At 54.2% G+C, this 15231-nt stretch carries 16 protein-coding genes and 1 tRNA gene; 10 read left to right on the top strand and 7 right to left on the bottom strand.

The genetic code is table 11. The features are described 5' to 3' along the window. The first annotated feature begins 310 nt into the window (after positions 1 to 310). The 9 genes from V7080_RS01810 to V7080_RS01770 all read left to right on the top strand — a co-directional run bounded on the left by V7080_RS01810 (position 311) and on the right by V7080_RS01770 (position 9507). Positions 311 to 652 (top strand): hypothetical protein, encoded by a 342-nt coding sequence (locus V7080_RS01810; protein ID WP_334186682.1) that lies wholly within the window; start codon positions 311 to 313, stop codon positions 650 to 652. 606 nt (positions 653 to 1258) lie between these two features. Further along, positions 1259 to 1951, top strand: coding sequence for a response regulator transcription factor (locus V7080_RS01805; protein ID WP_334186681.1), 693 nt, complete (start codon positions 1259 to 1261; stop codon positions 1949 to 1951). A 186-nt stretch (positions 1952 to 2137) separates the two neighbouring features. After that, positions 2138 to 3427 carry a glutamyl-tRNA reductase gene (gene hemA, locus V7080_RS01800; protein ID WP_334186680.1) on the top strand — a complete coding sequence of 430 codons (1290 nt, stop codon included), beginning with the start codon at positions 2138 to 2140 and terminating at the stop codon, positions 3425 to 3427. Between the two features lie 104 nt (positions 3428 to 3531). Continuing rightward, positions 3532 to 4614, top strand: coding sequence for a peptide chain release factor 1 (prfA, locus tag V7080_RS01795; RefSeq protein WP_334186679.1), 1083 nt, complete (start codon positions 3532 to 3534; stop codon positions 4612 to 4614). A gap of 79 nt (positions 4615 to 4693) precedes the next feature. After that, positions 4694 to 5173: a disulfide bond formation protein B gene (locus V7080_RS01790; protein ID WP_334186685.1), complete on the top strand. Its 480-nt coding sequence runs from the start codon at positions 4694 to 4696 to the stop codon at positions 5171 to 5173. Between the two features lie 9 nt (positions 5174 to 5182). Next, on the top strand, positions 5183 to 6046 hold the full coding sequence (prmC, locus tag V7080_RS01785; protein WP_334186678.1) for a peptide chain release factor N(5)-glutamine methyltransferase: 864 nt from the start codon (positions 5183 to 5185) through the stop codon (positions 6044 to 6046). Between the two features lie 94 nt (positions 6047 to 6140). Then, positions 6141 to 8486, top strand: coding sequence for a Tex family protein (locus V7080_RS01780; protein ID WP_334186677.1), 2346 nt, complete (start codon positions 6141 to 6143; stop codon positions 8484 to 8486). A gap of 90 nt (positions 8487 to 8576) precedes the next feature. After that, the gene (grxD, locus tag V7080_RS01775; protein ID WP_334186676.1) at positions 8577 to 8888 is read left to right on the top strand and encodes a Grx4 family monothiol glutaredoxin; all 312 of its coding nucleotides are present in this window, start codon (positions 8577 to 8579) and stop codon (positions 8886 to 8888) included. Positions 8889 to 8922: 34 nt separating this feature from the next. Next, positions 8923 to 9507, top strand: coding sequence for a UbiX family flavin prenyltransferase (locus V7080_RS01770; protein ID WP_334186675.1), 585 nt, complete (start codon positions 8923 to 8925; stop codon positions 9505 to 9507). An 88-nt stretch (positions 9508 to 9595) separates the two neighbouring features. Here the strand turns inward: V7080_RS01770 and V7080_RS01765 are convergent. The 6 genes from V7080_RS01765 to petA form a co-directional block, all read right to left on the bottom strand. Continuing rightward, positions 9596 to 9671, bottom strand: a tRNA-Thr gene (locus V7080_RS01765). Positions 9672 to 9696: 25 nt separating this feature from the next. Further along, positions 9697 to 10191: a ClpXP protease specificity-enhancing factor gene (locus V7080_RS01760; protein ID WP_334186674.1), complete on the bottom strand. Its 495-nt coding sequence runs from the start codon at positions 10189 to 10191 to the stop codon at positions 9697 to 9699. A gap of 93 nt (positions 10192 to 10284) precedes the next feature. Continuing rightward, complete coding sequence (locus V7080_RS01755; RefSeq protein ID WP_334186673.1) at positions 10285 to 10896, bottom strand: glutathione S-transferase N-terminal domain-containing protein; 612 nt, start codon at positions 10894 to 10896, stop codon at positions 10285 to 10287. 82 nt (positions 10897 to 10978) lie between these two features. Beyond that, the gene (locus V7080_RS01750) at positions 10979 to 11743 is read right to left on the bottom strand and encodes a cytochrome c1 (RefSeq protein ID WP_334186672.1); all 765 of its coding nucleotides are present in this window, start codon (positions 11741 to 11743) and stop codon (positions 10979 to 10981) included. 21 nt (positions 11744 to 11764) lie between these two features. Continuing rightward, the gene (locus V7080_RS01745) at positions 11765 to 13171 is read right to left on the bottom strand and encodes a cytochrome b (RefSeq protein WP_334186671.1); all 1407 of its coding nucleotides are present in this window, start codon (positions 13169 to 13171) and stop codon (positions 11765 to 11767) included. Between the two features lie 2 nt (positions 13172 to 13173). After that, entirely contained in the window at positions 13174 to 13782 is a 609-nt protein-coding gene (gene petA, locus V7080_RS01740; RefSeq protein ID WP_334186670.1) for a ubiquinol-cytochrome c reductase iron-sulfur subunit, read from the bottom strand. 241 nt (positions 13783 to 14023) lie between these two features. On the opposite strand from petA, the gene mscL reads away from it, so the two are divergent. After that, positions 14024 to 14437: a large conductance mechanosensitive channel protein MscL gene (gene mscL, locus V7080_RS01735; protein ID WP_334186669.1), complete on the top strand. Its 414-nt coding sequence runs from the start codon at positions 14024 to 14026 to the stop codon at positions 14435 to 14437. A gap of 44 nt (positions 14438 to 14481) precedes the next feature. Here the strand turns inward: mscL and V7080_RS01730 are convergent, their stop codons facing one another. Then, positions 14482 to 15183, bottom strand: a complete 702-nt coding sequence (locus tag V7080_RS01730) for a response regulator transcription factor (protein ID WP_334186668.1) — start codon at positions 15181 to 15183, stop codon at positions 14482 to 14484. Between the last annotated feature and the right edge of the window lie 48 nt (positions 15184 to 15231).

The raw sequence follows: 15231 nt of genomic DNA, 5'->3' as shown, positions 1-15231 counted from the left end.
CTCACCGTTAAATCGTCTTGTTTAACAGCAGCAGAGAAACGAGATTATGAAGCATTCTTCTCTTCGCGTCAAGCCTTTTAAAGCTTTTGCTTGTTTTTTCCTGTCGCTCGACTTGCGTTTAAAACTTGTTTTGCGACGGGAGCGGAATTATAGCAAAACTCTTTTGATCACCGCCAGGTAAATGTTCCACCTCGATCGGGCATGGCCAAGAGCACATCCGAAGTGGAATCTGCTCTCTTTTTTATATCGCGAGGATTAGAAGATAACTGGAGATTACGAATTGTTCATAGAGGCTGGAGAAACATACGGCATGACATTGTTATGGAAAAATAATGACGGTCTTTTGCGGGATCATGCTTACGCACATATAAATATCAAAGGAGTAAATCCGCTTGCTTGCCCTAGCGCTTATTTCGTACAAGCAATTTCGTCCTATTACTTCCCGGAAGATTTACAGCAGGTATCGGCGAAAAGAGACGTAGCATTGTTGCACTGGAGAAACATTTCTTATTCTAGTTTGGTTTTTGTCTCTTACTTTTTACTCCGCCTCCCTAAAACATGGGATAGCCATATATCGCGCGATCGCTATAACATGGCATATCGATCGTTATGTGCAGAAGAAGTTAACTGTGTTTTTAGTTTGATCATCTAGCGATTTAATAAACCGACAACCTTGCAACTGAGCAAGAAGAGGTTTTTATCACGGCCGTGGGTTGAACGGATTCCTACAGAGTTCTTTTGACGATTTTCTATAACGCGTCATCATCCTGTCATCCCGGTAACCGACAATGCCCTTGTCTCCTCTGATCCTCCTTGGGATTGGATTTAGCCCGCACCTTACTCCTGCGGGCTTTTTTTATGGCGCTTATCGTAGAGGGCTTGCAAAAGTCAGGCCACTTTTTATTCTACTATTTGCCTTTTGGTGAAACACAGCCTACGCTGACTTCCTCGGTTTGGCCCAATTTTTAATTGAAAGTATTCGGCGGATCCGCTGCTCCGATTGTTGTTGCAGTGATGCTCAAATTATCGACTAAAGGCGTTGTGTCAACTTGTTAATGGTTTTCCAGTTACCATAAAAACAACTTAAATATGACGCTAAACTTCAACGCTTTACTGATTGATCCGCGAATGGCGGGATGCCTCGCGCAAGGTACGCACTGCGCCGACAAGTTGCTTTGTATGTTTCGTAAAATCTCAAGTAGCGCATGAATCGAGCAAATTTCAGGTCCAGCCCCATACAGTCACGCTGTGGCCATGCATGATGCGCATCGCATTGATCGACGATGCACCTGATCGGTCTGCCCTGATCGCAGAGGTCATTTCCCGGAATGGACACATGCTTCGTTCCTGCGTGAATAGCAAAGATGTGCTGGATACTTTGCGACAGGAAGCCATTGACATGCTGATACTGCATTGGGAAGGATCCGGGCGGGCTGGAATAAACGTTATCCAGCAGGTACGCGGCAACATGCCAAGCAATTTCCCTGTGCTTTTTATAACCGGGCCGAATACTGAAAGCGACATTGTGGCCGCGCTTGCCGCCGGGGCGACCGATTACATCATCAAGCCGGTGCGACGCCGTGAATTAGCGACACGGATTGCCGTCCTTCTGCAACGCGCTTATCCGGAACGGCATTCGCACGAACAGTTGCAGTTTGGCCGCTATTTGTTTGAACCCCGGAGCGGAAGACTGGACATCGGGGACCACCAAATCATCCTGACCCAGAAGGAGTTTTCGTTAGCGCTGCTTTTTTTCCGCAATCTCGGCAAGCCTTTGTCGCGGGTTTATATCCAGGAGTCGATCTGGCCGAAGGAAGAGGATACCCCGTCACGTACTTTGGATACGCATGTATCAAGGGTGCGCTCCAAGCTGCGCTTGCAACCGGAAAATGGGTTTAGGTTGACACCGGTATACAGCTACGGATACAGGCTTGAGCAACTTGATCAGTAGACATGCATCGGCTTGCAAATCCGATGACGGACGCCAATTTAATGACTGGGACGAAAGGCATTCAACAAGACGCTGGTAGTTATGCTACCTTCGCAGTCATGATGCCGGCGCGCCTGAATTGCGCATCGTTTATGCGGCGATGCAACACGCTATAATAGCCGGTTATTTTATTTGCTCACTACCGAAATGCAGCTTCTAGCCGTCGGCCTGAACCACAACACTGCACCGCTATCTTTACGCGAAAAGGTAGCTTTTCCTGCCGACCAGATCGGCGAGGCAGTGAGGGCTGCAAGAGCTTGGTTCGGGCGCAATGCCGACAATCGCTCGGCAGACGAAGCAGCGATTCTGTCTACCTGCAATCGCACCGAACTGTATGCGGCCAGCCATATCGACGGCGGCGTCAATGCAGTCATTGATTCCACCGGCCATTTTCTCGCCGATTACCACAAGCTGCCCTACGCTGAACTCCGCCCGTATCTGTACACGCTGCCCCAGGATAACGCTGTACGCCATGCTTTCCGTGTTGCTTCCGGACTGGACTCGATGGTGCTGGGCGAAGCACAAATTTTGGGGCAGATGAAGGATGCAGTCCGCCAGGCGGAAGCCGCCGGTGGATTGGGAACATACCTTCACCAGCTTTTTCAACGCACATTTGCCGTTGCCAAGGAAGTCCGCAGCACGACGGAAATCGGCGCGCATAGCGTTTCAATGGCGGCTGCGGCAGTAAGGCTTTCTCAGCGCATTTTCGATACCATTTCCGAGCAGAATGTCCTGTTTATCGGGGCAGGCGAAATGATCGAACTTTGCGCGACGCATTTTGCAGCACAAAACCCGAAGACCCTCACTATTGCCAATCGCACCATGGAGCGTGGCGCTACCCTGGCCCATCGCTTCAATGGCCAAGCGATTCGGCTGGCCGATCTTCCGCAGCAACTGCCGAACTACGATATCGTCGTGTCATGCACCGCCTCTTCCTTGCCCATCATCGGCTTGGGCATGGTGGAACGCGCGATCAAGGCGCGGCGGCACAAACCGATTTTCATGGTGGACCTCGCTGTGCCGCGCGACATCGAGTCGGAAGTCGCCCGCATGAGCGACGTGTTCTTGTATACCGTGGATGACCTGGGCGCCGCAGTCCAGACCGGCATCGAAAATCGCCAGGCTGCCGTTGCCCAGGCGGAAGCAATTATTGAAAATCGAGTGCAGTCCTTCATGCACTGGATCGATACGCGCGCTGTTGTGCCGGTCATCCAGGATTTACATGAAAGCAGCGAGGCGATACGTTTGATGGAACTCGAACGCGCACGCAGGCTGCTGGCGAAGGGAGAAAATGTGGATGCCGTGCTGGAAGCCTTGTCGAAAGGCCTGACAGCCAAGTTCCTCCATGGCCCGCAGCAAGCGCTCCACAGTGCACAAGGCGATGAGCGCGCCCGGCTGGCGGCATTGCTGCCACAACTCTTTCGCACCAAGCGCTAGCGGCGCATCCTGCCCTCCTGACGGCGATACCTGATGTCGCCTTGAAACATCGCGCCATGCCGCGCCGGTTCCCACTGCTTCGAATTGCTTAAACATAAAAGACCATGAAACCATCAATGCTCGCCAAACTCGACCACCTGACAGAGCGGTTGGAGGAGCTCGGGAACCTGCTGATGCAGGAAGGCATTACCGCGGACATGGAAAATTACCGCAAGCTCACGCGCGAACATGCCGAACTCGGTCCGCTGGTTGCGCTGTACGCCGACTATCGGCAGGCTGCGGAGGATATGGAAAGCGCAGAAGAAATGCTGTCCGATCCGGAAATGCGCGAAATGGCGCAGGAAGAAATTGCCTCGGCCAAGTCGCGCATCGAACAGCTGGAGATTGATCTGCAAAAAATGCTGCTGCCGAAAGACGCCAATGACGAGCGCAATATTTATCTCGAAGTTCGGGCCGGCACGGGCGGTGATGAGGCGGCCCTGTTCGCAGGGGATTTGTTGCGCATGTACACCCGCTTCGCGGAACGCAACCGCTGGCAGATCGAAATGGTGTCTGAATCGCCATCGGAGATCGGTGGCTATAAGGAAGTCATCGTGCGCATCGTCGGGTTTGGCGCCTACTCCAAGCTGAAGTTCGAATCAGGTGGCCACCGCGTTCAGCGTGTGCCGGCGACTGAAACCCAGGGACGCATTCACACCTCCGCCTGCACCGTGGCAGTGATGCCGGAGGCCGATGAAGTCGAAGACGTCAATATCAATCCATCCGAGATTCGCATCGATACCTACCGCGCATCCGGCGCCGGCGGCCAGCACATCAACAAGACGGACTCCGCGGTGCGTATCACGCATCTTCCGACCGGCATCGTGGTGGAATGCCAGGATGACCGCAGCCAGCACAAGAACAAGGCGTCCGCCTTGAAGGTTCTGGCGGCGCGAATCAAGGATGTACAACTCAGGGAGCAACAGGCAAAGGAAGCGGCGACACGCAAATCGCTGATCGGCTCCGGTGACCGAAGCGAGCGCATCCGTACCTATAATTTTCCGCAGGGCCGGATGACCGACCATCGTATCAATCTGACGCTCTACAAGCTTGACTTCATCATGGACGGCGATTTGGAGGAATTAACTAATGCGCTCATGGCTGAGCACCAGGCCGAATTGCTGGCGGCGTTGGCCGAAGACGTTTAACCTATGCCGGATACGGGTTGCACCATGGAACTAATTGCAGGCCGGTTACTCTTATGACATTTCACTTTGCCAACACATAATGAAAACATCTAAACCGGTTCTGGTCGCCGTCGCCCTTGCTTCCCTTGGACTGCTGGCTTACGCGCTGTACCTGCAGCATGCTCAGGATATGCTGCCCTGCCCGCTGTGCATCATTCAGCGCTATGCATTTGCGCTGGTCGCGATCATTTGCCTTGTATTTGCCTTCCTGCCCCGCAATGCAGTGAAATTCGGTGCCTTTTTGGGCGCGCTATCCGCGCTGGGCGGCGCCGGTGTGGCCGGTTGGCATCTGTGGGTAAAGGCGCATCCGACGGTATCCTGCGGCATTGATCCGCTCGAAACGTCACTCAACAAAATTCCCACCGCAGAACTGCTTCCATTCCTATTCAAGGCTGACGGCCTCTGCTCTACTGAATACGCGCCCATACTCGGACTATCGATTCCGCAATGGTCCCTCGCATGGTTTATTTTATTCCTTCTGGCGTTGCTGTGGGCGGCGCTGCGGCAGCAGAACCGATGACCGAATGCCATGCAGGAGCATGAAAAAGCGCCGGCTCTTGCGGCGATCGCAGCGGGCACCACGATTGGGAGCGTATTAAGAAATTCGCCGCTTGATCCGGTCGATCTGCGGATTCTCGTCGGGCATGCATTGCGCCTGTCAAGAATTCAACTGATCACCCGTTCCGAGCTTGCCCTGACGGCGAACGAAGCAGAAGCCCTACGTGCAGCGCTTCACCGTCGAATACAGGGTGAACCGGTTGCCTACATCACCGGCGAACGCGAATTCTATGGACTGGCATTTGCCGTCACGCCCGATGTCCTGATTCCCCGGCCGGAGACCGAATTGCTGGTCGAGTTGGCACTGGAACGCCTTCAGCCTGGCAGTCGCGTTCTTGATCTCGGTACGGGGTCCGGTGCCATTCCCGTTGCGCTTGCTCATGCACGCCCTGACCTCGATGTCACTGCGGTGGACATCAGCAAAGCTGCGCTCGCAGTGGCTGAGCGCAATGCGCGCCGCCATCATGCAAACATTGCATTTGCTCATAGCGACTGGTATTCGGCCCTGCCCGGCAGAACATTCGACATGATTGTTGCGAATCCACCCTATATCGTCAAAGGCGACAGGCATTTGTCGGAAGGCGATCTGCGTTTTGAACCGGTCGATGCGCTCACCGACCATGCAGACGGCCTGTCGGCCTTGCGCAACATCATCAATGGCGCGACACGGCATCTTTCTTCCGACGGCTGGTTGCTGATGGAGCATGGCTATGACCAGGCGGAAGCCGTTCGGAGCCTGCTGTCGGCGCAAGGCTTTTCGGCAGTGCGCAGCTGGACAGATCTTGCGGGCATCGAACGGATATCGGGTGGCAGAATAGTCAACCCTTTCGCTTAGCCGCCACGCCGGCATAACTTCCCCCCTTGTCAAGACTGGTTTTTGACCTTGGTTTCGGTATCATCCAACGCTCCTCTCACGAATTGCCATACCCATGCTGCCTTCGATCGAACAACGCCTTGCCCTTGAACTTGCCGCCAAGCCGGTACAGGTCGCCGCCGCCATCGCCCTGCTGGATGAAGGTGCGACCGTTCCCTTTATCGCCCGCTATCGCAAGGAAGCCACCGGCGGATTGGACGACATCCAGTTGCGTCTGCTGGAAGAGCGGTTACGTTATTTGCGGGAACTGGAAGATCGCCGCACGGCCATCATTGCGTCGATCCAGGAACAGGGAAAAATGACGCCGGAGCTGCTCGATGCGATAACGCATGCGGAGGACAAGACACGGCTCGAAGACCTTTACCTGCCCTACAAGCCAAAGCGTCGCACCAAGGCACAGATTGCCGCGGAAGCGGGCCTGGCTCCACTGGCGGATGCCCTTCTCGCCAACCCGCAACTGAACCCGGACGAGGAAGCGGGCAAGTATCTGAAACCGGCATTCACTTCGGACAACGGCGACAATCCCGGCGTGCCCGATGCAAAGGCGGCACTGGACGGGGCACGCCAGATCCTGATGGAGCGGTTTTCCGAAGACGCGAACCTGCTGCAAACGCTGCGTGATTATCTGACCGAGCATGGCGTGGTGGAGTCGAAGGTCATCGAAGGCAAGCAGGAAGCCGGCGCAAAGTTTGCTGATTATTTCGACTACACCGAGGCGATCCGCACTATCCCTTCGCATCGCGCCCTGGCGCTGTTCCGCGGCAGGCGTGAAGAGATCCTGAACGTTTCATTGCGACTGGATACGGAAGAGGAAAAGCCGAAATGGGATGCGCCGCATAATCCGTGCGAAGGCCGAATTGCAGTCCGCTTCGGCATCAGCAACCAAGGCCGCCCGGCCGACAAATGGCTCGCCGATACGGTACGCTGGACGTGGCGGGTGAAAGTGTTCATGCACCTTGAAACCGAATTGATGACCGGCCTGCGCGAACGCGCGGAGGTGGAGGCGATCAATGTCTTCGCCCGCAATCTCAAGGACCTGCTGCTGGCGGCGCCTGCCGGCCCGCGCGCCACGATGGGCCTCGATCCCGGATTGCGGACCGGCGTCAAGGTCGCGGTCGTGGACGCGACTGGCAAAGTGGTCGACACGACCACCATCTATCCTCATCAGCCAAGAAACGATTGGGACGGTTCGCTGCATACGCTTGCGCAGCTGGCCCAGAAACACAATGTCGCGCTGATCTCGATCGGCAATGGCACCGCCTCGCGCGAGACGGACAAGTTAGCGCAGGATTTGATCAAGCTGCGCCCGGAATTGAAATTGACCAAGATTGTTGTCTCAGAAGCCGGCGCATCGGTCTATTCGGCATCGGAATTCGCATCGCGCGAATTACCTGAGCTTGATGTATCGCTTCGCGGCGCCGTATCGATTGCGCGACGGCTGCAGGATCCGTTGGCGGAACTGGTGAAAATCGATCCGAAATCGATCGGCGTCGGACAATATCAACATGACGTCGGACAGACACAGTTGGCCCGATCCCTTGATGCGGTGGTTGAGGATTGCGTCAACGCGGTCGGTGTCGATGTGAACACCGCATCCGCTCCATTGCTGGCACGGGTTTCCGGCCTCACCAGCAGTGTGGCGCAAAGCATCGTGACGTATCGTGACACGAACGGCATGTTCACCTCGCGCACGGCACTGCGGTCGGTACCTCGTCTGGGCGAAAAGACATTTGAACAGGCGGCCGGCTTTCTTCGCGTCATGGCGGGCGAAAATCCCCTGGATGCGTCTGCTGTCCATCCGGAATCGTATCCGGTCGTGCAAAAAATCCTCGCTGATATCAACAAGGACGTGAAAGGCGTCATCGGCGACACCAAGCTGCTGCAGTCGCTGAATCCAGCCAAGTATGCTGACGATAAATTCGGTGTACCAACGGTGTCGGATATCCTGAAGGAACTGGAAAAGCCAGGCCGCGACCCGCGCCCGGCGTTCACGACGGCAACGTTCAAGGATGGTGTCGAAGACATCAAGGACTTGCGGCCAGACATGATATTGGAAGGCGTGGTGACCAATGTTGCCGCCTTTGGCGCTTTTGTGGACATTGGTGTGCACCAGGATGGGCTGGTCCACATTTCGGCTTTATCGAACACCTTTGTCCGCGACCCGCATACGGTGGTCAAGGCCGGACAGGTGGTCAAGGTGAAGGTGCTTGAAGTGGATGAAAAGCGCAAGCGCATCGCCCTGACGATGCGGCTCTCGGATTCGCCTCAGCAGTCTGGTGCCAAACCTGAGCAACGCGGCGACCGCACCGATGCCCGGCGCCTGTCACAGCATCAGCAGCGTCCACAGCAATCCGCCCCGAACAGTGCAATGGCGGCTGCGTTCGCCAAGCTGAAGGCCTGATGGAATATGTCGAACGCGGCCGGCCGGGCGAACACCAGCAGCCGCTTTTTCATATAATGACCGTATTCTGAACCTTTCGAGAGTGGTGCCATGAGCGACGTTAAAGAGTGGATCAAAGATACCGTTACCCAAAATCCGGTTGTGCTGTTCATGAAAGGGAGCGCACAGTTTCCCCAATGCGGATTTTCCGGTCGCGCAATTCAAATTTTGAAGTCGTGCGGTGTGGAGAACATCGTCACGGTGAATGTTCTGGAGGACCAGGACGTACGACAAGGCATCAAGGAATACTCGAACTGGCCGACCATTCCTCAGTTGTATGTCAAAGGGGAATTCGTCGGCGGCTCAGACATCATGAGCGAAATGTTCGAATCCGGCGAGCTGCAAAGCTTGCTGAAGTCCTGACGGCATCGCGCGCCCACACCGTATTTTCCATCCCATGCCCACGCCAAAACGGCTGGTAATCGCAATCACCGGCGCCACTGGCGCCGTCTATGGAGTACGGTTACTGCAGGTACTGCGCAATCTGCCTGATGCGGAAACGCATCTGATGGTCTCGGATGCGGGCGTACTGAATCTTCATCAAGAGCTCGGCATGAGTCGCAAGGACGTCGAGCTCCTGGCACATGTCGTCCACCATGTTCGCGATGTCGGGGCATCGATCGCCAGCGGCTCCTTCCAGTCCGACGGAATGATTATCGCCCCCTGCTCGATGAAAACGCTTGCCGGCGTGGCGCATGGTTTTTCCGATAATCTGATTACCCGAGCTGCCGATGTGACTCTCAAGGAGCGTCGCCGGCTGGTATTGATGGTTCGGGAAACCCCATTCAACCTGGCTCACCTTCGCAACATGGTCGCCGTTACCGAGATGGGCGGCATCATCTACCCGCCCTTGCCGGGATTCTATCAGCGGCCACAAACAATTTCCGAAATGGTTGACCATACTGTTGGACGCATTCTCGATTTGTTTGCTATAGAGCATGCGCTTACGCCTCGTTGGAACGGCATGAAGGTGAATGACTGAAGGTTGAATCTGCATTGTCGGGCGATGCCAGCGACAACATGTCCCAAAAGAAAAAAGCCCATGATCATATGATCATGGGCTTTTTAGCTGGTGCCGGCTGCCGGATTCGAACTGGCCACCTGATGATTACAAGTCAACTGCTCTACCAAATGAGCTAAGCCGGCGAAACTTGAAGAACAATATTGTACTTTATTTGATGCGAGTTAGTGTAGGTCTTCCGCCTTTTTTTGGTGGTTCGGGATCATTATTTTCATCGGTTGACGAAACGGAATCCTCTACTGCCTCATTGCTGGAAGATGGAACCGCTGTTAATGCAGGAACTGCTGCCTCTTCCTCTTTCGATGTTGATGTGTCGCCATCTCTTGCCGGTAACGGTGACACTTCGAACGCCATGCCTTGCCCGTTCTCTCGCGCATAGATAGCGACAACATTTTCGACAGGCACCGATATTTCACGCGACACCCCACCGAAGCGCGCATTAAAGCTGATCAGCGTGTTGTCCATTTTCAGGCCGCTTGTCGCCGTAAAACTAATATTGAGAACAATCTCACCATTCTTGACGAACTCGCGCGGAACGCGAGTTTGCGCATCCACCATGACGGCAAGATAGGGGGTGTAACCGTTGTCGGTACACCACTCATAAATTGCCCTCAAGAGATACGGCTTTGTAGAAATCTCAGGCATGGTTCTAATGTCCGGTTGACGCGTCAGTGTCTTGAACGTCTGATCTCTTCCAGCAAGCTCAAGCTCCGACCAACGCGCCTGTGCAACTGTCTATCAGCGCCGCATTACTTTCTCGGATGGCGTAAGAGCTTCGATGTACGCAGGACGGGAAAAAATCCGCTCCGCATATTTCATCAAAGGTGCCGCTGTTTTCGACAGCTCAATGCCGTAGTGATCCAAACGCCACAGCAATGGCGCAACCGCAACGTCCAGCATCGAAAATTCATCGCCCAGCATGTATTTGTTTTTCAGGAACAACGGTGCGAGAGTTGTCAGGCGATCGCGAATTTCCGCTCGTGCTTTCTCATGCGTTTTTTCAGCGCCCTTCGATTTATCATTTTCCAGCGCATGGACGTGAATGAACAATTCCTTTTCGAAATTGAAGAGCATTAGTCGAGCACGTGCCCGCATCAACGGATCTGCGGGCATCAACTGCGGATGAGGAAAACGCTCATCAATGTATTCATTGATGATATTGGATTCATACAGGATAAGATCACGTTCGACCAGAATCGGGACCTGCCCGTACGGGTTCATGACCGAAATATCCTCCGGCTTGTTGAACAGGTCGACATCACGGATTTCGAAATCCATGCCCTTTTCGAACAATACGAGACGGCAACGTTGGGAAAATGGACAGGTCGTACCTGAATAGAGAACCATCATGTTTGTAGTTCCTTAGAAACAAAGGGGGTGAGACGTGATACGGCTCACCCCAAAACTTATACCCGCACTTCGGGCAAATACCTTACTTGATGTCTTTCCAATACGAAGCGTTCAAACGCCACGTCAGCAACAGGAAACCTCCGAGGAACAACAGCACCCACACTCCAAGGCGACGTCGCGTGTTCTGCATCGGTTCGCTCATCCAGTCAAGATAAGCAACCAAGTCGGTCATCGCGTTATCAAACTCCAGCGACGTCATTTTTCCGGGTGTGACCTGTTCGAAACCTGCAAACTTGTGCACGGTCTTGTTTGGATCATGCGGATCTTTTTCATCGACAAACTTGGCACTTCGAATGCCCTGCAACTCCCACATGACGTGCGGCATACCTACGTTGGGGAATACAAGGTTATTCCAGCCGGTCGGGCGGGAATCGTCTTTATAGAAAGTACGCAGATAGGTATAGAGATAGTCGGCTCCGGAACCATCACCGGAAGCCTTCGAGCGCGCTATCACCGACAAGTCCGGCGGAACTGCACCGAACCAGTTCTTCGCGTCCTTTGCAGACATCGACACCTGCATGAGGTCGCCCACCTTGTCACTCGTAAACAGCAGATTGTTCCTGATCTGCTCTTCTGTCAGACCAATATCCTGGAGGCGGTTATAACGCATCGCGGAAGCAGAATGGCAGTTAAGGCAATAGTTCACAAACAATTTTGCGCCGTTCTGCAACGCGATCAGATCATTGGTGCGGTTCTGCACATGGTCGAGCGCAGCACCTTCTCCCGCCGCGAAAGCCAGCGCGGGGACGAAAGCGATTGCCGCGATCAGTTTTTTCAGCAATTTCATGTTCTCTTATTCCTTTGCGGCTTAATGCGGCTCAAATGTGACGCGGTCCGGCACCGGCTTGAAGCGTCCCATGGTGCTCCACCATGGCATCAGCAGGAAGAAGCCGAAATAGATGAAGGTGCAGATCTGCGATACCAAGGTGCCTACCGTGGTCGGCGGCAAAATGCCGAGATAGCCGAGAATCACGAATGCGATGCCGAACAATGCGTAGACGTATTTGTGCCAGGTCGGACGATAACGTATCGATCTGGCTGGAGAATGATCAAACCAGGGCATGCCGGCCAGAATCAGCACCGAAACGCCCATCAGCACAACACCCCAGAACTTCGGATCGAAAACGAACATGGCAATGACAGCCACCACTCCGCCGACCAATGCGATCATCTTCCACAAGGCACTCAAACGCGACTTCAGTACGATCAGCGCGACATAGGCCAGTGTGCCTACAGCCAATGCATACATGAATTGCGTCGTGGTCGCACGCAGAATGGAGTAGAACGGGGTGAAATACCAAACCGGAGCAATGTGCGGCGGTGTCTTTAACGGATCCGCTGGAATAAAGTTGTTGTACTCGAGGAAGTATCCGCCCATCTCCGGCGCAAAAAAGATCACTGCGCTGAATACGATGAGGAAAATCGATACGCCGAAGATATCGTGAACCGTGTAGTACGGATGGAACGGAATACCATCGAGCGGTACACCATTCGCGTCCTTCTTGGCCTTGATTTCAATGCCGTCAGGGTTGTTTGATCCGACTTCATGCAGCGCCACAATGTGTGCGGCAACCAGGCCCAGCAAAACCAATGGGATTGCAATCACGTGGAATGCAAAGAACCGGTTCAGCGTTGCATCGGACACGACATAGTCACCACGAATCCACAGCGACAGATCCGGACCGATGAAAGGAATCGCACCGAACAGGTTGACGATAACCTGCGCGCCCCAGAACGACATCTGCCCCCATGGCAGCAGGTAGCCGAAGAATGCCTCGGCCATCAAGCACAGGAAGATTCCCACGCCGAATAACCACAGCAGTTCGCGCGGCTTGCGGTAGGAACCGTACAGCAGGCTCTTCAGCATGTGCAGATAAACCACAACGAAGAATGCCGAAGCGCCTGTGGAATGCATGTACCTTACCAGCCAACCCCATGGCACATCGCGCATGATGTATTCCACCGATGCGAATGCAAGGTTAGCGTCCGGCTTGTAGTGCATGACCAAGAAAATGCCGGTCACGATTTGAATCACCAGCACCAAAAGTGCGAGCGAGCCGAACATGTACCAGAAGTTGAAATTTTTCGGCGCATAGTATTCGGAGATGTGCGCACGCCAGGTCGACGACAGCGGGAAACGCTCATCGATCCAGTTGATCGCCCGATTCGGCAGCGGAACAGGCGTACCGGGTTGTCTTTGCTGTGGTGTCGCCATGATTACGCTTCGCCTTTCTCGTCTTTGCCAATGACCAGCTTGGTGTCGCCCACATACATGTACGGTGGAACCTGCAGGTTATCCGGAGCCGGCACGTTTTGATAAACACGGCCTGCGAGATCGAAGGTTGAACCATGACAAGGACACAGGAAGCCACCCGCCCAGTCATCCGGCAGCGAAGGCTGCGCCCCAGGCTGAAGCTTGGTGATCGGCGAGCATCCCAAATGAGAACAAATACCGACGGCAACCAGCAGATCCGGCTTGCGCGAACGGTATTCATTTCGGGCATATTCAGGCGTCAACTCGGCGGGATTGCGCTCCGAGTTCGGGTCAGCAAGCTTTGACTCGATGCTCTTCAGCGATGCCACCATTTCTGGCGAGCGCTTCAAAATCCAGACCGGTTTGCCGCGCCACTCAACGGTTCTCAGCTCTCCCGGCGCAAGGCCGGCAATATCGACTTCCACCGGCGCGCCGGCTGCCTTGGCGCGCTCGGACGGCTGGAAAGTGGACACAAAAGCTCCTGCAGTGGCCAATCCAGCCACACCGCCCGCCGCACACGTAGCGACGAGCAAGCCACGTCGACCGGAGTCGACCTGCTTTTCGTTACTCATACCAACCCCAATCAGTCAAAATGCGAAATCTGTACGAAACTTCTAGCAACCTTAGATTATAACGGACGCTGGGCATGAATTGAAGCTAATCCATACCATCGTTCGGAATTTCAGGGAACTTTTAGACAAAGAGGAAGGCGATTTGCGATAAAACGTCAAGTTTAGTACCGTATCATGCAGCATGTATGGAATACGCTTTGCATTTACTTGACCGGTTTATTGTTTATTTTCAGGAGGTTGCATGGGAATGCTGCAGGAATTCAAGGCTTTTGCCATCAAGGGGAATGTGATTGATCTTGCGATCGGCGTGATCATTGGCACGGCGTTTGCAAAGATTGTGGATTCCCTTGTACAGGACATCATCATGCCGGTCGCAGGCAGAATCATCGGCGGACTTGATTTCACGAATTACTATCTGCCTTTGAATGACCAAGGGACGCATCTCACGCTAGTGGAAGCCAAAAAGGCTGGAGCTGTCTTTGCTTACGGAAACTTCATTACGATTTTGCTGAACTTCCTTATATTGGCTTTCATCATTTTTCAGATGGTGCGGATCTTGAACAAGGCCAAGCGAAAAGATCCGGAACCCGCAGCGGCGCCCACTCCGGAAGAAATTGTTCTTTTGCGTGAAATTCGTGACTCGCTACGCAAATAAGTCCTTTCCTGAAGATTTTCCGGACACGCTTGGTCTGGATGATGCTAGAGCTTTTTGCCTTTGGAAGGACCAAGCTGAAGCAAGCCACGCCGGTGGGCCTCAAAAACCGCCTCGCCGCGCGAATGCACGGCAAGCTTCCCATAGATGTTTTTGATATGCGTTTGGACCGTCCCGACCGAAACCGATAGTATCTTGGCCACATCGCCATAACTCTCCCCCTGGGCGATCAAGTCAAGAATCGCTGCTTCGCGCTTTGTCAGGCTGGTAACGGCGTTTTCCACTACTGCTGCCTGGTTCTTTTTCACATTCCGCACCTTCGCAAGTACCATACGGGCGATTGCAAGGCTCATCGGTGCGCCGCCGGCACGCAGATCCAGTACGGCCCGCGCAGCGTCGATCCGGCCTGCATCCTTCAGCATGTAGCCCGATGCGCCAGCCTCGATGCACGCGAGCACATTGGCTTCGTCACTCGATACGGTCACGACCATGATGTCGGCTTCCGGATGCAGCCTTACGCAGGCGTGAATCAGTTCAATCCCGGATCCGTCCGGCAGACCGAGGTCAGTCATCAACACATCGATCTTGTGCGCATCCAGAAAGGTTAAGGCGGACCTGACGTTATCGAATGCAGCCAGCAAACTAAGTTCGGGCGCGGCTTCGATTGCTAACGACAGGGATTTGCGCGTGACGGCGTCATCCTCGACGATGACTACGCGAACCCGGTCCCGCGGCGTTTCTTCCAACATGTTTTATTCCTTACCGGCAAATTCCATTCCCCTACTATGATATAGAGA

Source organism: Noviherbaspirillum sp. (assembly GCF_036846085.1).
In the GTDB taxonomy this organism is placed as follows: Bacteria; Pseudomonadota; Gammaproteobacteria; order Burkholderiales; family Burkholderiaceae_D; genus Noviherbaspirillum.
The sequence above is the reverse complement of the archived record's forward strand: the minus strand, read 5'-3'. Positions and strand labels throughout refer to the sequence as shown.